This window comes from Mycobacterium sp. NPDC051804, assembly GCF_044452905.1.
Lineage (GTDB): Bacteria > Actinomycetota > Actinomycetes > Mycobacteriales > Mycobacteriaceae > Mycobacterium.
In genome coordinates, this window is the sequence record NZ_JBITCD010000006.1 from 133,135 (window position 1) to 153,145 (window position 20,011).

General features: G+C 65.7%; 22 protein-coding genes. 9 read left to right on the forward strand and 13 right to left on the reverse strand.

Annotated features, from left to right (window positions below; genetic code table 11):
• Positions 1–2: 2 nt before the first annotated feature.
• Both ACIA48_RS23495 and ACIA48_RS23500 read right to left on the reverse strand, forming a co-directional pair.
• Positions 3–332 carry a hypothetical protein gene (locus ACIA48_RS23495; RefSeq protein ID WP_396737181.1) on the reverse strand — a complete coding sequence of 110 codons (330 nt, stop codon included), beginning with the start codon at positions 330–332 and terminating at the stop codon, positions 3–5.
• Positions 333–353: 21 nt separating this feature from the next.
• The gene (locus ACIA48_RS23500) at positions 354–1,061 is read right to left on the reverse strand and encodes an LpqN/LpqT family lipoprotein (protein ID WP_396737183.1); all 708 of its coding nucleotides are present in this window, start codon (positions 1,059–1,061) and stop codon (positions 354–356) included.
• A gap of 172 nt (positions 1,062–1,233) precedes the next feature.
• Here ACIA48_RS23500 and ACIA48_RS23505 point away from each other — a divergent pair, with 172 nt between their 5' ends.
• Positions 1,234–2,883: a PE-PPE domain-containing protein gene (locus ACIA48_RS23505; RefSeq protein WP_396737186.1), complete on the forward strand. Its 1,650-nt coding sequence runs from the start codon at positions 1,234–1,236 to the stop codon at positions 2,881–2,883.
• 8 nt (positions 2,884–2,891) lie between these two features.
• On the opposite strand, the gene ACIA48_RS23510 is transcribed toward ACIA48_RS23505, so the two are convergent.
• On the reverse strand, positions 2,892–3,203 hold the full coding sequence (locus tag ACIA48_RS23510; RefSeq protein WP_396737189.1) for a hypothetical protein: 312 nt from the start codon (positions 3,201–3,203) through the stop codon (positions 2,892–2,894).
• Positions 3,204–3,266: 63 nt separating this feature from the next.
• Here ACIA48_RS23510 and ACIA48_RS23515 point away from each other — a divergent pair, with 63 nt between their 5' ends.
• Positions 3,267–3,956: a DUF5642 family protein gene (locus ACIA48_RS23515; RefSeq protein ID WP_396737192.1), complete on the forward strand. Its 690-nt coding sequence runs from the start codon at positions 3,267–3,269 to the stop codon at positions 3,954–3,956.
• Between the two features lie 28 nt (positions 3,957–3,984).
• Positions 3,985–4,659 (forward strand): DUF5642 family protein, encoded by a 675-nt coding sequence (locus tag ACIA48_RS23520; protein WP_396737195.1) that lies wholly within the window; start codon positions 3,985–3,987, stop codon positions 4,657–4,659.
• Here ACIA48_RS23520 and ACIA48_RS23525 read toward each other — a convergent pair.
• Entirely contained in the window at positions 4,656–5,252 is a 597-nt protein-coding gene (locus ACIA48_RS23525; protein ID WP_396737198.1) for an alpha-ketoglutarate-dependent dioxygenase AlkB family protein, read from the reverse strand. The two genes, ACIA48_RS23520 and ACIA48_RS23525, sit on opposite strands and share 4 nt — an antisense overlap.
• A 34-nt stretch (positions 5,253–5,286) precedes the next feature.
• The gene (soxR, locus tag ACIA48_RS23530; RefSeq protein ID WP_396737201.1) at positions 5,287–5,721 is read right to left on the reverse strand and encodes a redox-sensitive transcriptional activator SoxR; all 435 of its coding nucleotides are present in this window, start codon (positions 5,719–5,721) and stop codon (positions 5,287–5,289) included.
• Here soxR and arcA point away from each other — a divergent pair.
• Positions 5,720–6,982: an arginine deiminase gene (arcA, locus tag ACIA48_RS23535; protein ID WP_396737204.1), complete on the forward strand. Its 1,263-nt coding sequence runs from the start codon at positions 5,720–5,722 to the stop codon at positions 6,980–6,982. The genes soxR and arcA overlap by 2 nt on opposite strands.
• A gap of 43 nt (positions 6,983–7,025) precedes the next feature.
• On the opposite strand, the gene ACIA48_RS23540 is transcribed toward arcA, so the two are convergent.
• Together ACIA48_RS23540 and ACIA48_RS23545 are read right to left on the reverse strand one after the other, a co-directional pair.
• The gene (locus ACIA48_RS23540; RefSeq protein ID WP_396737207.1) at positions 7,026–7,892 is read right to left on the reverse strand and encodes a hypothetical protein; all 867 of its coding nucleotides are present in this window, start codon (positions 7,890–7,892) and stop codon (positions 7,026–7,028) included.
• 123 nt (positions 7,893–8,015) lie between these two features.
• Positions 8,016–9,557, reverse strand: a complete 1,542-nt coding sequence (locus ACIA48_RS23545; protein ID WP_396737209.1) for a dolichyl-phosphate-mannose--protein mannosyltransferase — start codon at positions 9,555–9,557, stop codon at positions 8,016–8,018.
• 24 nt (positions 9,558–9,581) lie between these two features.
• On the opposite strand from ACIA48_RS23545, the gene rsmI reads away from it, so the two are divergent.
• The 4 genes from rsmI to ACIA48_RS23565 are packed head-to-tail and all read left to right on the forward strand — an operon-like array spanning position 9,582 to position 12,054.
• Positions 9,582–10,418 carry a 16S rRNA (cytidine(1402)-2'-O)-methyltransferase gene (rsmI, locus tag ACIA48_RS23550; protein WP_396737211.1) on the forward strand — a complete coding sequence of 279 codons (837 nt, stop codon included), beginning with the start codon at positions 9,582–9,584 and terminating at the stop codon, positions 10,416–10,418.
• A 13-nt stretch (positions 10,419–10,431) separates the two neighbouring features.
• Entirely contained in the window at positions 10,432–10,893 is a 462-nt protein-coding gene (locus ACIA48_RS23555; protein ID WP_396737213.1) for a hypothetical protein, read from the forward strand.
• The gene (locus tag ACIA48_RS23560; protein ID WP_396737215.1) at positions 10,890–11,027 is read left to right on the forward strand and encodes a hypothetical protein; all 138 of its coding nucleotides are present in this window, start codon (positions 10,890–10,892) and stop codon (positions 11,025–11,027) included. The genes ACIA48_RS23555 and ACIA48_RS23560 overlap by 4 nt, the downstream gene beginning before the upstream one ends.
• A 49-nt stretch (positions 11,028–11,076) precedes the next feature.
• Complete coding sequence (locus ACIA48_RS23565) at positions 11,077–12,054, forward strand: amidohydrolase family protein (RefSeq protein WP_396737218.1); 978 nt, start codon at positions 11,077–11,079, stop codon at positions 12,052–12,054.
• Here ACIA48_RS23565 and ACIA48_RS23570 read toward each other — a convergent pair.
• The 6 genes from ACIA48_RS23570 to metG all read right to left on the reverse strand — a co-directional run bounded on the left by ACIA48_RS23570 (position 12,027) and on the right by metG (position 19,118).
• On the reverse strand, positions 12,027–13,268 hold the full coding sequence (locus tag ACIA48_RS23570; protein ID WP_396737221.1) for an aminodeoxychorismate synthase component I: 1,242 nt from the start codon (positions 13,266–13,268) through the stop codon (positions 12,027–12,029). The genes ACIA48_RS23565 and ACIA48_RS23570 overlap by 28 nt on opposite strands.
• A 20-nt stretch (positions 13,269–13,288) precedes the next feature.
• Positions 13,289–14,176, reverse strand: coding sequence for an RNA polymerase sigma-70 factor (locus tag ACIA48_RS23575; protein ID WP_396737224.1), 888 nt, complete (start codon positions 14,174–14,176; stop codon positions 13,289–13,291).
• Complete coding sequence (locus ACIA48_RS23580) at positions 14,173–15,351, reverse strand: NAD(P)/FAD-dependent oxidoreductase (protein ID WP_396737227.1); 1,179 nt, start codon at positions 15,349–15,351, stop codon at positions 14,173–14,175. Before ACIA48_RS23580 ends, ACIA48_RS23575 begins: the two co-directional genes overlap by 4 nt.
• 104 nt (positions 15,352–15,455) lie before the next feature.
• The gene (gene sigJ, locus ACIA48_RS23585) at positions 15,456–16,355 is read right to left on the reverse strand and encodes an RNA polymerase sigma factor SigJ (protein WP_396737230.1); all 900 of its coding nucleotides are present in this window, start codon (positions 16,353–16,355) and stop codon (positions 15,456–15,458) included.
• A complete protein-coding gene (locus ACIA48_RS23590) occupies positions 16,352–17,533 on the reverse strand; it encodes an NAD(P)/FAD-dependent oxidoreductase (RefSeq protein ID WP_396737233.1) in 1,182 nt (393 codons plus the stop codon). The genes sigJ and ACIA48_RS23590 overlap by 4 nt, the downstream gene beginning before the upstream one ends.
• 49 nt (positions 17,534–17,582) lie before the next feature.
• Positions 17,583–19,118, reverse strand: coding sequence for a methionine--tRNA ligase (gene metG, locus ACIA48_RS23595; protein WP_396737236.1), 1,536 nt, complete (start codon positions 19,116–19,118; stop codon positions 17,583–17,585).
• Between the two features lie 25 nt (positions 19,119–19,143).
• Here metG and ACIA48_RS23600 point away from each other — a divergent pair, with 25 nt between their 5' ends.
• Positions 19,144–19,986, forward strand: coding sequence for a TatD family hydrolase (locus ACIA48_RS23600; RefSeq protein ID WP_396737238.1), 843 nt, complete (start codon positions 19,144–19,146; stop codon positions 19,984–19,986).
• Positions 19,987–20,011 lie beyond the last annotated feature (25 nt).

Here is a 20,011-nt window from a genome sequence, read left to right on the forward strand (position 1 = left end):
GGCTACTTCTTGCGCTGCGATTCGGCGTATTCCTCGGGGTGATGCTTTTTCTGGTATGCCCGCAGCGGCCAGAAGAGCACCCACAGCACCGGATAAATCGTGACGTAGAAGAGCAGATGCATCGCAGCGCCGAACAACACCGCGAACACCCACGCCGGATAGATGATGATCAGGCAGAACTGGACGAACTGTTTGAGCACCACCGGATAACCGTCGGACATCGTCCACAGCGTGCGTGGACTCATCGCACTGAGGTACTTCTGCGCGGTCGACGTCGGTACGTCGATCTCGGTTTGCGGCCCGCCGTCAAGGGGTGGTTGCGATGAGGTCATCGTTTGGTCACCAGGCGCCCGCTAGGGCGTAATCGTGGTCTGCTCGTCGATGGCTGCGGTCGCATCCATCAGCGCACCGATCTGATCTTCGAGACCGTCGGCGTTGAGTTGAAGGACATAGAGCCCGCCCTGGCCAGGAATCACGACGGTCTTCTGTGCGATGGCACGTGCAACGCCGTCCTTCTTGTAGGTGCCACCGATCTGCATGGCATCGAACTCGTTGAGCTCATCGGCCATTCCTTCTCCAGCGCCGTCGAAGCCGGGCAGGTTCTTGATCTCGCCGGGCGCGAACTCGAGGATTTTCGCCGGATCGACGTTGCCGGTCAGCTTTGACACCAGCGCGATGATCGAGGGTGGATCTGCTTCGAACGCGGGATCGGTGGAAATGATTGCGCCGTAAGCCCACTCGGGTGCGTCGGGACCGGCGTCCTTCCAGCCCTCCGGGACCGGCAGGTCGATCGTGGGCGAGCCGGGATCCCCGCGCTTGACCGGAGTCTCGGTGATGCCGTTGTCGCGGATGTAGTCGGCGATCGTGGAGTTGGGACCCGCGGCCTGGTTGTCAGTCGTGGGCGCGGCCTCCCCGGCGGACGTAGGGACCGCCGCCGCGCTGGAGGAGGTGCTTTCCGTCGCGGACTCTTCGGTCTTGGTGTCCGATCCGCACCCGGCCAGGCTCAGCCCGACCGCGGCGGCCGCGATGGCGACGACGCCCGCCCTCACTGACTTGTCCATTGGTCTCCTCTTCGAAGTTTCGCCGTAGCCTACGGTCGGCCTCCCTCTAGCGCCATGCCCTATTTTTGCTCTAGACTTCCGGGAAGTTTGCTGGCCCGCTGTTAAATCCTGAGGCCGGATTCACGTATGTTTTTGCATCGGGGGCTGTGTCCTGTCGAGGAGGGGTGGGGAAATGCGGGGGACGATTCGTTCGCTAGGCGTGGTGGGCCTGGCGTTGCTGAGTGTTGTCGGCCTGGCGGTCGCGTGGACTGCGGCTACGGTAGTGCAGCTGACGGCGACCGCGCTCATCATGGGCGGTACCGACCATCCGCTCACTGCAACCGGCGACGACCCCGTCTACGTCAACCGGTATCTGAACAACGTGGTCAACTTCTACATCAATCCGGCGGCATCGCCGACACGTCCCGGCGAAAACCCGACCGACGGAGTCGACGGGGACCCGGTCTACGCGGTGACCTATCCCGCACAGTTCTTCCCGGTATACGGCTCGCAGACCTTCGACTCGTCTGTCCGAGATGGACGCGGGAATCTGAGCAGCTGCGTACGCGGAACGGGTTGCGAATTCAACGGTCGGCCGCCGGCCGGAGAACCGCCGTTGCCCGGGACGGACAACGCCTTTGTGGTCTTCGGATACTCGCAGAGCGCCGTCGTCGCCTCGCTGGTCAAGAAGGATCTGATCGAGACCCGCCCCGCGAACACGGATGTGTCGTTCTTCCTGTTGGCCAACCCGATGCGTCCTAACGGGGGTGTCTTGGCTCGAGGACCTGAGGGTCTGACGATTCCGATCCTCGGCATCACGTTCTACGGAGCCACTCCGACGAACAGTTGCAATGCGGCTGGTGAATGCTATGAGACCGTCGATGTTGCAGCGCAATACGACGGCCTCGGCGGCGACGCGCCGGCGAGCCTCACGAATGTGTTGGCCATCGCGAACGCTGTGCTGGGTTACTACTACTTCCACGGCGACCTGCAGGACGGCAAGTTTCAAGATGCCAAGTACCAGGGTTCGACTGGTGACACTGATTACTACATCGTTCCCGCGAAGCGCTTGCCCATCCTGATGCCGTTCGAGTCGTTCGTGCCGTCGCCGATCCTCACCCTGCTCGAGGCTCCACTTAAGGCGGCGATCGAGGCCGGCTACGCGCGCGATGTCGATCCGGGCGTCGCCACCAAAGTAGGCCTGCTTCCATTCCGGGATCCGGTGCAGGCCGTCGTGAACATCATCAAGGCAATCCCGGTGGGTATCGACGACGCGATCGCCGAGGCATCCGGGGACGTAAACAATCGGCCCCTCGGAACCGATCCCGTGACCAGCCCGTTCGGTGTGGGCGGTCCCGAGCTGCCCGATCCGCCATCGGCCTACAACAACGCGAGCATGCTGTTCTCATCGCGGGTGGGCCAAGACTCCGCTGCCCACGACGGGGAGATTTCCGATGACACGATCCCCCAAGACGGCACCATCGAGGAGAACCTTGGGGAGAACATCGGGCAGGAGAACGCGGGCGGTGATGTCCGGCAAGAAGGTGTCGTCGAGGAAGAGGTCATCGAGGAAGTGCCCGAAGGAGGGGTCACCCAGAAGCTTGAGTCGACCACACCTCGCGTCGGACTGAAGCCGGTGACGAGATTCGGTGAGCGGATCCGTAGCACTCTGGACTCGATCCGCCTGCCGAAGATCAGGGGTCCGATCAGGTTTGACTCACAGCGCGACGCTAAGCCTCCTGCCGCGACGAAACCCGGCGAGAGCGGAACAACCACCGGCGAGCAGGATCCCGATCCGGCCGCACCGGCACGGGATCCTGGTAGCGAGGCGCCCGCCGCTTGACGGCCGACTCAGACGTCGCAGTTCAGCGAAACGGTGATCGACCGGCTGACGACGACGGTGATGTACTCGCGGTCCTTACCCTCGCCGATGGGGATCGTTTGTGTCACCTCTTGCGGATTGCGCACGTTGGTCACGAAGCACTCGCCGATCGGCGCGCTACCCACGCGATCTATGACGACGTTGTAGCCGGCGGCTTCCAACTCACCGATCCTCTGGTACGCGTTGCCGCCGCTGCCGGGCTTCGCTGTCGCCACGCCCGCTGGGGCGATGACGACTCCTATCAACGCTATCGTTGCTACTAGACCCCATTTTGTACGCATGAGGGCCTCCGTTCTTTAATTTGCCTGGTACTTATGCATCGGCGGACGGACAGATTTCGTTGCATGGATAGCTGTAAGGGTTCTCTGAGGTATTCGCACCGATCGCGCGTCTGGTGCGCGACGGTCGCTCTCCTCGCCGTGGCCTGCGGTCCGGCGGGCAATCCGCCGCAGGAAAAGACGGCGACTGCGCCGGTGTCGACGAAGGTGAACCCCGCTCGCATCGACCGCGTGCGGACAGATCTGCCCGACGGTTACGAGACTGCCGACCTCACCGGCCCGGTCACTCCGACGGGGCTGTGGGGATTGGGCGCGCCGTGGTCGGCCGATCCGCCGCAATGCGGTCCGCTGGCGGATCCCGCCGTCGACCCCGCGTCGACGAAGGGGTGGTCGGGATCTGGTACGGGCGGCATCATCTACGCGGTCGTGGCGGCATCGACGGCGGGCCTCGACCCGTCGGCCCGAGAGTCATGCGGAGAGTGGACGTTGTCGGCCGGGAAGGCGAACGGCAGAGTTACCACGACCGCCGCGCCGGCGATCGAGAACGCGGAGACGGTCGCGATGGCGACCGCGACGACGACCGTCGTCGAGGGCGGCACCGAAACCCACTCGCACGCCGACACCGTCACCGCCTACCTGGACGGTTACGTCGCGTACGTCACGGTGGTCACCGATCCGGGATCGCCGAATCCGCAACTCGGCGCGGAATTCGCGAATGAACTGATCGTGAAAACGGTGGTGGCATTACGGAGTTGACGTAGCCGCTACGGGTAAGTTGTGCGCGATGTTCAAGAGCGCAAAGCTCGGCAGCCAGTTGGCTCTGGTTTGCGCCGGGGTGGTACTGGCCGCATGCGGAACTTCGGATGCGGTCGATCTTTCGAACGCCGACATCGCTCGCGTCAAGGACGTGCGGTCGAATTTCGGTCCGCAGTTCAAGGTGACCGAGATCGCGCCGACGGGGATTGACCCGCGACTGCTCGGACCCCAGACGTTGCCGGACGGGATGAAGTTCGATCCGACCGACTGCGGATCGTTCGCCACGTCGCAGGTGCTGCCCGCCGGCGTGAAGGGAAACATGGCGGCGACGACGGCCGAGGGCGACGGCAACCGGTTCATCGTCATCGCCGTAGAGACGTCCGAACCCGTCCCGGTCAATCGGCCCGCCGAGAACTGCAAGAGGGTCGGCTTCGCGGGCGGCGGCATACGCGGACTCGTCGAGGTCGTGGAGGCGCCGCCGATCGAGGGCGCGGACACGATGGGCACTCACCGGGTGTTGCAGACCATCGTCAACGGCAAGCCCGGCGCGGGGGAGATCTACAACTACATCGCGAGCTTCGGGACGTTCCTCGTGATCGTCACTGCGAACCCGTTGGTGCTGCCGGACAAACCCGTTGCACCCGTCGACACGCAACGTGCACGCGACCTCCTCGTCTCGACCGTAGGGGCGGTCAAGGGTTAGCGGACGTCGTGCGGGCGGAACTGAATGCTGATCCGCGGGCCGGTCGGCCGCGACGTCTTCGGTATCGCGTGCTCCCAGGTGCGCTGGCACGAGCCGCCCATCACCAGGAGGTCGCCATGCCGGTGCGAGATCCGAAGGGATTTGCCGCCGCCGCGCGGCCGCAGCGCGAAAACCCTTGTGGCGCCGAGGCTGACGATGGCCACCATGGTGTCCTCGGTGCTGCTGCGGCCGATCGTGTCGCCGTGCCAGGCCACGCTGTCGTCGCCGTCGCGGTAAAGGCACATCCCCGCGGTGGTGAACGGCTCGCCGAGTTCGCCCGCATACAGATCGTTGAGGCGTCGGCGAATCTGCTTCAGCCGCGGATGCGGTGGCGGTTCGTCGACCAGGTGGTGAAAGCTGACCAGCCGTGGGACGTCGAGAACGCGGTCGTACATCTGCCGTCGCTCGGCGCGCCACGGAATCTGATCCCGAAGTTCTCCGAAGAGCGAGGCGGCGTCGTCCAGCCAGCCGGACCGATAGTCGATCCAGGCGCCATTGCCGAGATGGCGCCGTTCGGCGTGCTCGAACAGCGAGCTCTGAAGAGCCAGCTCCATGCACGCGAGTCTATCGCACAAGCGTTCGAATGTTCTAAAGGCGCACGGCGCCTGGTCCCTCCTCGGCGAGCACGTCGCCTGGGTTGGACAGAGCGCAGGTCTTCAAGCTGAGGCAACCGCAGCCGATGCAGCCGGTCAGATTGTCGCGGAGCCGTTGCAGGTGCAGGATGCGGTCATCGAGGTCCTGGCGCCAGCCTGCCGACAGCTTGGCCCAGTCCTTGCTCGTCGGGACGCGGTCGGTGGGCAGGGTGGCCAGCGCGTCGCGGATGCGGGCGAGCGGAATGCCGAGGCGTTGACTCATGCGGATGAACGCGACGCGCCGCAGGGTTTCGCGGGCGTATCGCCGTTGATTGCCTCCGGTGCGCTTGCTGGAGATGAGGCCTTCGCGTTCGTAGAAGTGCAGCGCCGAGATGGCGACACCACTTCGAACGGCCATATCCGAGGGCGTGAGTTCGTGAACCAACTCCATGACCTCAACCCTAGTTGAGGTAGCTGTCCGGGCTGTGCGCGTTACGGTGCTAGATGTGACGACGCTGGGCTGCGATTCCGAGGTTGGCAGGCTGCGGGCCGTCATCCTGCACCGGCCCGGCGCCGAATTGCAGCGGCTGACCCCGCGCAACAACGACAAGCTGCTCTTCGATGGACTGCCGTGGGTGGCCAAGGCACAGCACGAACATGATGCGTTCGCGGCGCTGTTGGCCTCGCGCGGTGTCGAGGTGCTCTTGCTGGCCGATCTGCTGACCGAGGCGCTGGCCAAGAGCGGTGCGGCGCGCATGCACGGCATTGCGGCCGCGGTCGATCCGCGACGGTTGGGACTGCCATTGGCGCAGGAGCTTTCGCTGTACCTGCGCACATTGGATGCCGCGTCGCTCGCGTCGGTGCTGATGGCGGGGATGACGTTCAACGAGTTGCCGTTCAGCGGGGGCGAACTGTCATTGGTGCGCCGGATGCATCACGGCGGAGACTTCGTCATCGATCCGTTGCCCAATCTGCTGTTCACTCGGGACTCGTCGTTCTGGATCGGCCCGCGAGCGGCGATCACGTCGCTGGCATTGCCTGCGCGGGTTCGCGAGACGTCGCTGACGGATGTGATCTATGCGCATCACCCGCGATTCCTGGGGGTGCGGCGGGCGTACGAGTCGCGGTCGGCACCGGTCGAGGGGGGTGATGTGCTGCTGCTGTCGCCCGGAGTGGTGGCGGTGGGGGTGGGGGAGCGGACGACGCCCGCGGGTGCGGAGGCGTTGGCGCGCAGCCTGTTCGACGACGATCTTGCGCACACTGTGCTGGCTGTTCCGATCGCCCAGGAGCGGGCGCAGATGCACCTCGACACGGTGTGCACGATGGTCGACGTCGACGCGGTGGTGATGTACCCGAATGTCGTCGAGTCGTTGTCGGCATTCACGATTCATCGCGACGGGTCGGGCGGAGTGCGGATCGACGATGCGCGACCGTTCCTGATCGCCGCAGCCGAGGCGATGGGTATCGAGAAGCTGCGCGTGATCGCGACCGGTCTGGATCCCGTCACCGCGGAGCGGGAGCAATGGGACGACGGCAACAACACGCTGGCGGTGGCGCCGGGCATGGTGGTCGCGTACGAGCGCAACGCCGAAACCAATGCGCGGCTGGCGGATTCGGGTATCGAGGTGTTGCCGATCGAGGCGTCGGAGCTCGGCACTGGCCGCGGCGGACCGCGCTGCATGTCGTGCCCCGCGGCGCGTGACCCGCTCTAGCGGGTTTGGCGATTCGTCTTCGCCGAAATAGCGTTCCGGGCCGCTAGGCGGCGGTATCCGCAGCCCTGGCTTCACGCTCGCGTCGCGCCGTTGCGTCGCGGGCCCACTCGATGATTTGGTCGGGACGATGTGCGTTGATCACTCGGATGATGATCCAGTTGCGACGCTGCAGCATTCGGTGCTTCGCGATGTCTCTCGCGTACTGACGCGGGTCGGAGCGATGGTGGTCGCCGTCGTATTCGATCCCGATCAGAAGTTCCTCCCAGCCCATGTCGATGTAGGCCCACCCGTATTCGCGGTCGTACACCGGGATCTGGGTTTGCGGCCGAGGGAGTCCGTCGTCGATTAGTAGCAGACGCGTCCACGTCTCCTTCGGCGAATGGCCGCCGGGGTCCATCAATTGAATTGCTTCCTTGAAGGCGCGCACACCTCGAGCGCCTTTGTAGCGAGCGCCAAGCGGCATTACATCCTCGGCAGTGATGCCGGTTGCGCGTGCCAACGCATCGAGGTGTGCGACCGCGAGATCGCGAGGCAAGTATCGGCCCAGGTCAAGTGCTGTGCGCTGCACTGTGGCGACCGGCAATCTGTGAATCCGTTCCACCTCGTCGTCTGCGATTCGGTCTCGACGGGTGACGATGCCAGCGGGCGGACGATTATTGCTCCACACCAGTTCGACCGGTGCACAGTCGTCGACCCACTTGGCGCCGTGCAGGGCGGCGGCGGCACGGCCGGTGATCACGGCTCGCCGCCCGGACCATAGCCACGCGCCCACGGTGTTGGCGCGCAACGATCGTCCCGCATCACGTGGTTCGTACACATCTCGAAAGATCGCCCGGTATCTCGATCGCAACTGGCCTCGAGTGATCTCGCCCCTTGCGATCGCTTCGCTCCCCAAAAAGACCCTCCCCATGCATCGATCGTGCTCTATTTGATGAGGCCTTGGCTCAGATAGCAACCCGGGCTGTGGATAACGTCGTGCAGGCGCCTGGAATGCTATTTCGGCGCGCAAAAGCAGCCAAGAACCAGGTATGCACTAGCTCCAGGACGGCAGCCAGATCTGCATGTTCCAGGTGGCCTGCGAAATCGGAATGCCCGTCAGGATCGGATACATCCACGCGAAGTTCGTGAGCACAAGCGCGACATAGCAACTCACCGCTATCAACCCGAGCGTTCTTCGCTCGGAGTTCTGGTTCGGTTTGTACAGGACGTCGCCGAGGATCATGGCGATCATCAGCACCAGGAACGGCGCCATCGTCGCTGCGTAAAAGAAGTACATCTGCCGATCGATGTCGGCGAACCACGGCAGGAACCCAGCGCTGTAGCCCACCAAGAGGGCCGCGTAGCGCCAGTCGCGTTTGACGAACGTCCGCCACAACGCCCACGCCAGCACCGGCACCGCGATGAACCACATCGCCGGAGTCCCGACCAGCATCACGGCCTTCACACAGGACTGATCCCCACAGCCCGGCACGTTCTGGTTGTCGATCGCGTAGAGCACCGGTCGCAGCGACATCGGCCACGTCCACGGCTTCGACTCCCACGGGTGGTGGTTGCCGTCCGCATTGGTCAGGCCGGAATGGAACTTGTAGGCGCCATACGTGTAATGCCACAGCGAGCGCACCGCGTCGGGCAGCGGCAGGATGCTGCCCTCGCCGATTTCCCTGCCGACCGCGTGCCGATCCACACCGGTCTCCGACGCGAACCATGGCGTATAGGACGCCAGGTACACACCGAACGGAATGAGCACGAGCGCGTACAGCGACGGGCCCAGATCACGTCGAAAGGCGCCGAGCCACGGCCGCGGGACTCGGTACTGCCTACGCGCGGCGATATCAAACGCCAGCGTCATGACGCCGAAGAAGGCCACGAAGTAAAGCCCGGACCACTTTGTCGCACAAGCCAATCCGAGTAGCACTCCGGCGCCGAACCGCCACCATCGCACCCCCAGGCGCGGCCCCCATTGCGTTTCGCCGATACGGCCCTCCAGCAGCGCGACGTGCATCCGCTCCCGCACCTGGTCGCGGTCGACCATCAAACAGCCGAACGCCGCCACCACGAAGAAGACCAGGAATCCGTCGAGCAGCGCGGTGCGGGCGGCGACGAAGCTGACCCCGTCGGCAACCAGCAGCAGCCCCGCGATGCCGCCGACGACGGTGGAGCGGCTGATCCGCCGCGCGATCCGTACGACCAGCAACACCGTGATGACTCCGCAGACAGCCCCCGCGAAGCGCCAACCGAGGCCGTTGTAACCGAACAACGCCTCGCCCAACGCGATCAACTGCTTGCCCACCGGCGGATGAACCACCAAGCCGTAGCCCGGGTTGTCCTCGACGCCGTTGTTGTGGAGCACCTGCCAGCCCTGCGGCGCGTAGTGCTTCTCATCGAAGATCGGCGTGCCCGCATCGGTGGGCGATCCGAGGTTCAGGAACCGTGTCACGGCGGCCAGTGCGGTGACGACGGCCGTCATGGCCCAGCCCTGCAGACGGTCCACCGGACCGAAGTCGGCGACCGGGACCAGCGGCGCGGGGCTGATGACGGGGACCGCGCGCGAAGCTTCGGTTGCGGGGGCGGTCACGCAAGCGATCGTAGGCTGTCCCGCATGAGCACCGGCCGACTGCTTATCGGCGCCACGCCGCTGGGCCAGCCCGCGGATGCCTCTGCGCGGCTGGTCAGCGCCCTGGCCAGGGCCGACCTGATAGCCGCCGAGGACACCCGGCGGATCCGAACCCTGGCTCAGGCCCTCGAGGTCAAGCCCGCGGGCAAGGTTGTCAGCCTCTACGACCAGAACGAGGCGACGCGGGTTCCGGCGCTCGTCGCCGAGATCGCGGCCGGCGCGACAGTGCTGCTGGTCAGCGACGCCGGCATGCCGTTGATCAGTGATCCGGGGTACCGGTTGGTGGCCGCCTGCGTCGACAGCGGGCTGACGATCTCGTGCCTGCCCGGCCCGTCCGCCGTGACGACGGCACTGGCCGTTTCAGGCCTGCCGTCCGAGCGGTTCTGCTTCGAGGGGTTCGCGCCGCGCAGGCACTCGGCGCGGATGACGTGGCTCGCCACCCTGGCCGCCGAGGCGCGCACGTGCGTGTTCTTCGAGTCGCCCCGACGGCTGGCCGAGACGCTGAAGGACGCCGTCGAGGCGCTGGGCCCCGACCGCGAGGCCGTCGTGTGCCGGGAGTTGACGAAGACGCACGAGGAGATCGTCCGCGGCTCGCTGGCCGAGCTCTCCGAGTGGGCACAAGAGGGCGTGCTCGGCGAGATCACCGTCGTGCTGGCGGGCGCCACACCGAAGGCAGACGTGGAGTCGCTGGTGGCGCAGGTTCAGGAACTCGTCGAACAGGGCATGCGGGTCAAGGATGCGTGTGCGCAGGTGATCGCGACGAATCCGGGCTCGCCATCGCGGCGCGAACTCTACGATGCGGTTCTGCGCTCGCGCGACTGAAGGAGCCGGTGAAATGAGTACGACGGTGTTCGTGATCTCGTTGGTCATTGGGATCCTGGCTGTGCTGGCGTTGATCTGGATTCCCATCGTCGTTTGGTTGCGTCGTCGCAGCGGCGCAACAGCCGAGCAGCTGGCCGCAGAGATCGAGGGCGAATCCGTTCTTCGTGCGCCGGAGAAGGGGTCCTATCGCGGAGCGACGGCGTCCGGATTTCCGGTGGTCAAGAACACCGGATTGATAGCGCTCACCCGTCGGCGGTTGGTATTCCGAACGCTCACCGGCCACCTGATCGAAGTCCCGGTCGATTCGATCATCGGTGTGCGGGAAGCCGCGGTCTTCAAGGGTTCGGTAGTCGGCGGACAGACACATCTGATCGTCCAGACCACCGCCGGTGAAGTCGGTTTCTACGTGTTCTCGGGCATCGCCGAATGGGTCGCCGCAATAACGACGTTGGTACCTGGTCAACCGGCCTCGTGACCTCGCCGGCGTTGGTGCTCGGCGGCGTCCAAAAGCTCATCGAACTCGACACCTGCCATAACTTGATGATCAGTGAGCCTGAGCGGCTCGCGCAGATTCTGATCGAACGCTGCCGGGTGTACGCCGATTGTTAATCGCGCCACTACCGGAGCACGGCCTACCGAATCGGCGTACCAAGGAACTATGAGAGTCGTTGGCTTGGAAGAACATTACGCCACGGCCGAAGTCATCGAAGCTTGGGCGAACCTTGATCCGCGCTGGCAAGATCCTGTGGTGACGGGGACGGTTGGGCTTCGGCAACGCCTACTCGAGATCGGCGATCAGCGGCTTGCCGCGATGGACGACGCAGGCGTCGACGTCCAGGTGGCCTCGCTGACGTCGCCGGGGCTCTGGAACCTCGCACCCGCCGTCACGAGAGCCCTTCAATCTGATTGCAACGATCAACTGGCCGACGCCGTGCGCGCACATCCGGACCGCCTGCAGGGCTTCGCCACCCTCGCCGCTCCCGATCCCGACGCTGCCGCCGACGAACTCCGCCGGGCGGTAACGACTTTGGGGTTCAACGGCGCTCTTGTGTTCAGCCGGGTCCGCGAAATGCCTATCGACAACTGGGACTTCTGGCCGGTATTCGAAGCCGCCGAGGACTTACGCGCGCCCCTGTATCTTCACCCGCAATCGCCACCGCCGGCAGTCCGCGATGCCTACTACTCGGGGTTCGACGACATGGTCAGCGCTGCCTTCGCCACCCACGGAGTCGGCTGGCACTACGACACGGGCGTTCAACTCCTTCGCCTCATCCTCGCAGGCGTCTTCGACCGCTTCCCGGACCTGCAGGTGATCCTGGGCCACTGGGGTGAAATGGTGCTGTTCTTCCTGGAACGTATCGACAGGATGACGGGGATCGGCCGCCTCGAGCGACCCGTTTCGGAGTATCTGCGATCGAACGTGTTCGTCACTCCCGGTGGGATTTTCAGCCCCCGCTATCTACGCTGGGCCCTGGACGTCGTCGGCGCCGACCGCATCATGTTCGCCGCCGACTACCCCTTCGTTCCCGCGGCCGACGGGGCCGCGCTGCGCTTCCTCGACGAACTGGATGGCGACGATCGGAACAAGATCGCCTCGGACAATTGGGATCAGCTGTGCGCGGGGATCCGCCGCTGAGAAGCGAGGTCGATGAACGGTGCTGCCTTGTGCAGACATTCGTCCCATTCGCGGTCGGGATCTGAATCCGCAGTGATGCCACCGCCGACGCCGAGCACCGCGTTACCCTCAGCGTCGAACTCGACTGTACGGATCGCCACGTTCAGCTCGCACCCGGCGACCGGCGACGCCAAGCCGACTGTGCCGCAGTAGATACCGCGCCGCTTGGGCTCCCACCCTCTGAGCAGCTGGCGGGCTCTCAACTTCGGTGTTCCCGTGACCGACGCCGGCGGGAACGTCGCGTCCAGCACCTCCGCCATCGGCACGTCGACCTCGACGCGCGCCGTCACCGTCGACACCAGATGCCAGACCCCCGGCGCCGGACGCACGACGAGCAGTTCGGGGACGGACACGCTGCCGGTCACCGCCACCCGACCGAGATCGTTGCGGACCAGGTCGACGATCATGATGTTCTCCGCAACATCCTTGACCGATGCCCGTAGCTCGGCGGGATTTGCTTCCCGCGGAAGCGTGCCCTTGATCGGACTCGACGCCACCGCTTCGCCGCGCCGACGCAGAAACAACTCCGGCGACAGCGACGCGACAGCACCCCAGTCGCCCGCCAGGTACGCCGCGCGTGCGGGGGAGGTACGCGCCACCGCGTCGGCGAAGAAATCGATTGGGGGGCCGTCGATCCGGCCGGCGAATTGCGTGCACACACACGCCTGGTACACCTCACCCGCCGCGATTGCCTCGAGGCATGCCAGCACGCCGCGACGGTGTGCTTCTCGATCGGCCGCACCCCACGCGATCACACTCCGCCGAGGCGATGCAGCAGCGTGGAGTGCCTCCGACACCCAGTCGGGAATCTGTGCACCGGAAAGGCTTTCGTACCACCACTGTCCGTCGTCGTCCTGGCGCAGCACGCAGTTCGACCAGCCGCCCGCGGCCTCGGGGATGCGTGGACCGCGGCCATCGACGCCCGCATCGGGATAGGACAGGTAGCCGAACCATCCGCCGCCGACGGCATCACCGGATGCGCCGGGGGATACGTCGAACACTTCGTCGACGTCGACGGGCGTCACGTCCACCGACGGAGCGATGACCGCGCCGGACCCGAACCACTCGCCGATCAGCGCGGCAGGCGCGGGAAGCCCATGGCGTTCCGCGGAGGCGGCGAGGGCGCGCAGCACCGCATGGGCACTGCCCAGCCCGCCGAGCCGCTCGATCCGCACACCTCAAGCGTGGCAGAGGCCTACCGGCTTATCTCGCGCGGGATGTCGACACCGGTCAGCTTCTCCGGGTTGCGCATCGCATAGAAGTGGCTGATCTTGCCGTCGGTGATCTCGACGGTGATGATGCCCTCGAAGCTGTCGCCGAGGTAGAGCTTCAGCGCTGGGGCGTTGTTGTACATCGCGGGCTCCACGCGGCCGGACTCCCCGGCCACGCGCACCAACCCGATGATCACCCTGGCCACCTTGTCGGCGCCGACGACGGGCCTGCGGGCCGCGCTGACCTTGCCGTCGCTGTCGGCGGTCCACTCGACGTCCTCGGTGAGCATCTCCAGCAGCCCGTCGAGGTCGCCGGTCGAGGCCGCGGCGAAGAACTTTGCGGTGATCTCCATCGACAGCTGAGGGTCGACAGGCTCGAACCGCTTTCGTCGCGACTGGACGTGTTCGCGGGCCCGGTGCGCCATCTGACGCACCGCAGCCGAGGATTTGCCGATGGTCGAGGCGATCTCGTCATGGCTGAAGCCGAACACCTCGCGCAGCACGAACACGGCGCGTTCGTCCGGGCTCAGCGTCTCCAGCACGACGAGCATCGCCATCGAAACCGATTCGGCCAGCACGACATCGGCTGACGCATCCTTCGTGTCGAGCAGCAGCGGCTCCGGCAGCCACGGGCCGACGTAGTCCTCGCGCCTGCGGGACTGTGCCCGCAGCGAGTTGAGCGACTGCCGGGTGACGAGCTGGGCGAGGTAGGCCTTGGTGTCCTGCACCTTCGACAGGTCTACCTCGGCCCAGCGCAAGTAGCTTTCCTGCAACACGTCGTCCGATTCGGTTGCGCTGCCCAAGATCTCGTAGGCGATCGTGAACAGCAGCGGCCGTAGCTGGGTGAATCGTTCGGCGTGTTCGTCGGTCACGGCCGCACCGGCTCCGCTGCGGCCACCTTCTGCCGGCGCTTGCCGCCCTTGAGCCAGAAGTAGCTGCCCGGCTTGCGTGCCTCCCGCTGCAGGAAGCTGACGGTGCCCTTGCAGACCGCTTCCTTGATTGTCGCTGCGGTGCGGCCACCGATATGCAGCGGCATCACGCTGTCATCGAGATGCGCCAGCTGGACGAGGCCACCCTTGCGGCCCAGGCTGATGCACTGGCCGGTGAACGCCTGATTCAGCAGCTTGGGCTCGGTGCCGGCGATGCGGCTGAGCACCGTGTTGGCGGCCTGCGCGCCCAGCGGGATCGCTGCCTGGCAGCTCATCCGCAGCGGCAGGTTCGATGGAGCGGACGCATCGCCCGCGGCGACGATGCGGGGGTCGTCCACGCTGGTGAGCGTCTCGTCGGTGAGCAAGCGACCGGCCGCGTCGGTGCTCAGCCCGCTGCTGGCAGCCAGGTCGGGCACACCGAAACCGGCAGTCCAGACCGTGACCGCGCTGGCGATCGTGCGTCCGTCGGCCAGGATCACCGACTCGGGACGCACCTCGGTCGCGGTCGAGCCCGGACCGTCGATGATGGTGACGCCGAGCCGGTTCAACCGCTTGGCGGCCGCGCGGCGACCACGGGCGTGCAGGTAGGGCCCGAGAACGCCACCGCAGACCAGGGTGACGCGTCGGCCTTCCTCGGCGAACTCGGCGGCCACCTCCAGGCCCGTCGGCCCGGCGCCGATGACGGTCATCGGCGCATCGGTACCTGCTGCGTGAAACGCCTTCTTCAGCTGTTCGGCATGCTCCAGTTCCGAGATCGGATAGGCGAATTCAGCGGCGCCGGGAACCACCGGTGCGGCCCCGTGGCTGCCGATGGCGTAGATCAGGTAGTCGTAATCCAGCTCGCCCCCGCCGGCGAGTTCGATGCGCCGCTGCGGTGCGTCGATGCGTGTCACCGAGTCGATGGTCAGCTCGATGCCATCGCCGAGGATCTCTGAGTAGTCGACCACCGCGTCGTCGGTGCCGGTCACCAGCTGGTGAAGCCGGATCCGCTCGACGAACTTCTTGCGGGGATTGACCAGGGTGATGTCGACGTTCTCGTTCAACCGCAGGTGGTTGGCCGCGAGCACGCCGGCATATCCGCCGCCGATCACGATCACGCGGGTCTTCTGGTCGGTCATTTTCATCTCCTCGGGTCATCCTGCTCTCCGTTGAGCGGGTCTGTCCTCGAGACACCACGGGAACCGGGAGTGTGACAACAAGAGCCGCTATGTGGCCGACGTCACTAGCGGCTGATGGTCCGGGGGGTCGTGATCCCAACCAGTTTGTCCGGGTTGCGCATCGCGTAGAGGTTGGTGATCTTCTCGTCGATCACCTCGAAGACGAAGACGCCCTCGAGGTGATCGCCGGTGTAGATGACCACTGCGGGAGCGCTGTTGTAGACCGCCGTCTCGAATCGGATGTCCGGCATCTCCTTCGCGACCTCGAACAGACGCGCCATGAGCGCCGCGACCCTTCGCGCGCCGACGACGGGCCGCCGGATCGCGGCGGCCTTACCGCCGTGGTCGGCCGTCCAGGTGACCCTCGGCGCCAGCAGCGCCATCAGGCCATCCATGTCGCCCGTGGACGCGGCGGACAGGAACTGTTCGGTGATCTGTGTGGTCCGCTCTGCGTCGACGGGGCCGAACCGGTTACGTCGTGCGTGCACGTGCTCGCGGGCGCGGTGTGCCATCTGGCGCACCGACGCCACGGACTTGCCGACGGCCCCGGCGATCTCGTCGTAGTCGAAGCCGAACGTCTCGCGCAGCACGAACACCGCCCGCTCATCGGGGGTGAGCGTTTCGAGGAGGACCAGCATCGCCATCGAAACCGATTCGGCGAGAACGACATCGGCCGAGGCATCGCGGTCATCCAGCAACAGCGGCTCGGGAAGCCACGGACCGATGTAGTCCTCGCGGCGCCGTACCCCGTCACGCAGTGCGTTGAGCGCCTGACGGGTCACCAGCTGCGCAAGGTAGGACTTGGTGTCCCGCACCGTCGCGAGGTCCACATCCGCCCATCGCAGGTAGCTGTCCTGCAGTACATCATCGGATTCGGTTGCCGAGCCGAGGATCTCGTACGCGATCGTGAACAGCAGCGGCCGCAGATGGGTGAACCGCTCGGCGTGCTCCTGCCCGGTGATCACGCGCTCGCCACCACCTCGGTAGCGGACTCCGTTGGCCGCGGACCGCTCTTGAGCCAGAAGGCCGATCCGGGCCTGCTGGCTTCTCTGCGCATGCCCCACAGTGTGCCCTTGCAGATGCCCTCTTTGATTTTGGCGACGAGACGGCCGCTGAAGAAGACGTTGACCGGTGAGTCGTCCGTGCGGGCGATCTGCAGGATGCCGTACTTGCGGCCCAGGCTGATGCAGGCGCCGGGGATGCCGTACTCGAAGTTCGCAGCGGTCGTGCCCGCGATGCGGCTGAGCACGGTATTGGCGGCCTGAGGGCCGAGCTGTGAGGCCGACGCGCAGCACATCCGCAACGGCTCGCCCGAGGGCGAGGCGCAGTCGCCCGCGGCGACGATGTGGTCGTCGTCCAGGCTCGTCAGGGTCTCGTCGGTGAGCAGCCGGCCGATCGCGTCGGTTTGCAGCCCACTGGACGTGGCCAGGTCCGGGACGCCGAAGCCGGCGGTCCAGACGGTGACGGCGCTCGGACGGACGGCCCCGTCGGCGAACACTACGGCGCCGGGACGGACCTCGGTGACGACGTCGGTCGTGAGAACCTTCACGCCAAGCTTGCGCATCACCTTGGCGACCGACCGGCGGCCCGGCTCGGACAGATATGGGGCGAGCTGACCGCCGCAGACGAGTGTGACGTTGCGCCGCTGCTCGGCGAACTCGGTGGCCGCCTCGATTCCGGTCAGCCCGGCGCCGACGACGGTGACGGGTGCATCCGCGGGCAGATGGTCGATGACGGCGCGCAGACGCTGAGCCTGCTCCAATTCGGCTATGGGATAAGCGAATTCGGCCGCACCGGGGACCGATGCCGGAACGATGCCGGTGCTGCCGACGGTGTAGATGACGTAGTCGTAGTCGAGTGCGCGGCCAGAGGCCAGCTCGACGATGCGATTGGCGGTGTCGATGCGGGTTGCGGTGTCCACGACCAGGTTGATGCCCTCTCCGAGCAGGCTGCCGTAGTCGACGGTCGCGTCGTAGTTGCCTGCCACGTGCTGGTGCAGCCGGATCCGCTCGACGAACTTGGGGCGGGGGTTTACCAACGTGATGTCGATTCCGCCGCGCATCCGCAGATGGTTGGCGGCCAGTGTTCCGGAGTAGCCGCCGCCGATGACGACGACCTTGGGTGCGGTGTTGTGTTGAGTCATGCCCTCGAGACACCATCCACGCGTCGATCGTGACAAAAAGTGACGTGGGTCACTCCACCTGGTAGCGCGGGAAAACTCCGACGGGGGCGGGCAGCTCGGTACCAGGCGCGATCCGGGTCCCGACGGACGCGAACGTCCGCTGGTCGTCGGCCTGGCCCAGCAGGTCGAGAAGCTTGGCCATCGACTCGGGCATCACCGGCTGGCTCAGCAGCGCGGCGATCCGCACCGTCTCCAGCGTCGTGTACAGCACGGTCCGGAACCGTGCCTCGTCGGACTTGCGCAGCACCCACGGCTCCTGCGCGGAGAAGTATCTGTTTGCCGCGCCGAGGACCGACCAGATTGCCTCCAGCGCCAAATGCATTGCGGTCGCGTCGAAATGGGTGCGCACGCGCGCGCGCAATCCGTCGGCGAGGGTCAGCAACTCGTGATCGTCAGCGGTGAATTCGCCTGGCTCAGGGACAATTCCGTCGAGATTCTTGGCCACCATCGACAGGGACCGCTGCGCAAGGTTGCCCAATTCGTTGGCGAGGTCGGCGTTGATCCGGCCGATGATCGCTTCCTCGCTATAGCTGCCGTCCTGACCGAATGGCACCTCCCGCAGGAAGAAGTAGCGCACCTGGTCGACACCGAAGGCGTCCACCAGGGCGTTCGGATCGACGACGTTGCCGACCGACTTGCTCATCTTCTCGCCGCGGTTGAGGACGAAGCCGTGCACAAAGACTTTGCGCGGCAACTCGATTCCCGCAGACATGAGGAATGCCGGCCAATAGACGGTATGGAACCGGATGATGTCCTTGCCGATCATGTGCAGATCGGCCGGCCAGAACCGCTGGAACATCTCCGACGAGGTGTCGGGAAACCCCACGCCGGTCAAATAGTTCGTCAGCGCGTCGACCCAGACGTACATCACGTGATCGGGGTGATCGGGCACCGGCACGCCCCAGTCGAATGTCGTACGGGATATCGACAAGTCGCGCAGCCCGCCGGAGACGAAGCTGACCACCTCGTTGCGGCGCACACCGGGTTCGATGAACTCCGGGTGCGCGTCGTAGTGCGCCAGCAGTCGCTCGGCGTAGGACGACAGCCGGAAGAAGTACGTCTGCTCCTCGGTCCACGTCACCGGGGCGCCGGTCTCGGTGGCGATCCGCACGCCGTCGGCGTTGACGCTGGTTTCGCCTTCGGTGACGAAGCCTTCGTCGCGCACCGAGTACCACCCCGAGTAGGTGTCGAGGTAGATGTCGCCGGCCGCGTTCATCCGCTTCCAGATCTCGATCGATGCCGCATAGTGATCGGCGTCCGACGTCCGGATGAACCGGTCGAACGAGATGTTGAGCTTCTCCTGCATCCGCTGGAACACATCGGAGTTGCGCCGCGCCAGCTCCGCGGTCGGAATGCCAAGGGCGGCCGCCGTCTCCGCCATTTTCTGGCCGTGGACGTCGGTGCCGGTCAGGTAACGCACGTCGAAGCCGTCCAGACGCTTGAACCGCGCTATCGAGTCCGTCGCGATGTATTCGTAAGCGTGCCCGATGTGCGGGTCGCCGTTGGGATAGGCGATGGCCGTGGTGATGTAGTAAGGCTCCCTCATTTGTGGGTCAGCTTATTGTGTTGCGGTGAGCCGCGACCGTCCCCCGCCCCCGGCCCCGGAACCGCTCGTACCACTCATCGACTCCCACACCCACCTTGATGCGTGCGGCGCCACCGATGCCGAGAGCATCCGCACGATCGTGGACCGTGCCGAAGCCGTCGGCGTGCAGGCCGTCGTGACGATCGCCGACGATCTCGATTCCGCGCGCTGGGTCACCGACGCCGTCGAGGCCGATTCACGCGTCTACGGCGCTGTGGCGCTGCACCCGACGCGCGCCAATGCGCTCACCGACGACACCAAGACCGTCATCGAGCGGCTGGCCGGGCATCCGCGCGTCGTCGCCGTCGGCGAGACCGGCATGGACATGTACTGGCCCGGCAAGCTCGAGGGCTGCGCCGACCCGGCGACCCAGCGCGACGCTTTCGCGTGGCACATCGACCTCGCCAAGCGCCTTGGCAAGCCATTGATGATCCACAACCGCGACGCCGACGCCGACGTGCTGGACGTCCTGGCTGCCGAGGGCGCCCCCGAGACTGTGATCTTCCACTGTTTCTCCTCGGACGCCTCGATGGCCAGGACCTGCGTGGCCAACGGATGGCTGCTCAGCCTGTCCGGGACGGTCAGCTTCCGCAATGCCACCGCGCTACGGGAAGCGGCGTCGCTGATCCCCGCTCAGCAACTCCTCGTCGAGACCGACGCACCGTTCCTGACGCCCCATCCGTACCGCGGCGCGCCAAATGAGCCCTATTGCCTGCCTTACACTGTTCGTGCGCTGGCCGAACTCCTCAACAGAGCTGCTGAGGACGTTGCGCAGGAAACCACTTCGACGGCTGCCCGTGCCTACGGGCTGGCGAGTTGCTGCGGGTGAGCGTTTTCGTTACCGTCTTGTGATC

What these genes read in the sequence shown, in the direction of transcription:
- ACIA48_RS23495 (WP_396737181.1), bottom strand. Translation starts at nt 332, where the DNA reads ATGACCTCATCGCAACCACCCCTTGACGGCGGGCCGCAAACCGAGATC.
- ACIA48_RS23500 (WP_396737183.1), bottom strand. Translation starts at nt 1,061, where the DNA reads ATGGACAAGTCAGTGAGGGCGGGCGTCGTCGCCATCGCGGCCGCCGCG.
- ACIA48_RS23505 (WP_396737186.1), top strand. Translation starts at nt 1,234, where the DNA reads ATGCGGGGGACGATTCGTTCGCTAGGCGTGGTGGGCCTGGCGTTGCTG.
- ACIA48_RS23510 (WP_396737189.1), bottom strand. Translation starts at nt 3,203, where the DNA reads ATGCGTACAAAATGGGGTCTAGTAGCAACGATAGCGTTGATAGGAGTC.
- ACIA48_RS23515 (WP_396737192.1), top strand. Translation starts at nt 3,267, where the DNA reads ATGGATAGCTGTAAGGGTTCTCTGAGGTATTCGCACCGATCGCGCGTC.
- ACIA48_RS23520 (WP_396737195.1), top strand. Translation starts at nt 3,985, where the DNA reads ATGTTCAAGAGCGCAAAGCTCGGCAGCCAGTTGGCTCTGGTTTGCGCC.
- ACIA48_RS23525 (WP_396737198.1), bottom strand. Translation starts at nt 5,252, where the DNA reads ATGGAGCTGGCTCTTCAGAGCTCGCTGTTCGAGCACGCCGAACGGCGC.
- arcA (WP_396737204.1), top strand. Translation starts at nt 5,720, where the DNA reads ATGACCTCAACCCTAGTTGAGGTAGCTGTCCGGGCTGTGCGCGTTACG.
- soxR (WP_396737201.1), bottom strand. Translation starts at nt 5,721, where the DNA reads ATGGAGTTGGTTCACGAACTCACGCCCTCGGATATGGCCGTTCGAAGT.
- ACIA48_RS23540 (WP_396737207.1), bottom strand. Translation starts at nt 7,892, where the DNA reads ATGGGGAGGGTCTTTTTGGGGAGCGAAGCGATCGCAAGGGGCGAGATC.
- rsmI (WP_396737211.1), top strand. Translation starts at nt 9,582, where the DNA reads ATGAGCACCGGCCGACTGCTTATCGGCGCCACGCCGCTGGGCCAGCCC.
- ACIA48_RS23555 (WP_396737213.1), top strand. Translation starts at nt 10,432, where the DNA reads ATGAGTACGACGGTGTTCGTGATCTCGTTGGTCATTGGGATCCTGGCT.
- ACIA48_RS23565 (WP_396737218.1), top strand. Translation starts at nt 11,077, where the DNA reads ATGAGAGTCGTTGGCTTGGAAGAACATTACGCCACGGCCGAAGTCATC.
- ACIA48_RS23580 (WP_396737227.1), bottom strand. Translation starts at nt 15,351, where the DNA reads ATGACCGACCAGAAGACCCGCGTGATCGTGATCGGCGGCGGATATGCC.
- ACIA48_RS23590 (WP_396737233.1), bottom strand. Translation starts at nt 17,533, where the DNA reads ATGACTCAACACAACACCGCACCCAAGGTCGTCGTCATCGGCGGCGGC.
- metG (WP_396737236.1), bottom strand. Translation starts at nt 19,118, where the DNA reads ATGAGGGAGCCTTACTACATCACCACGGCCATCGCCTATCCCAACGGC.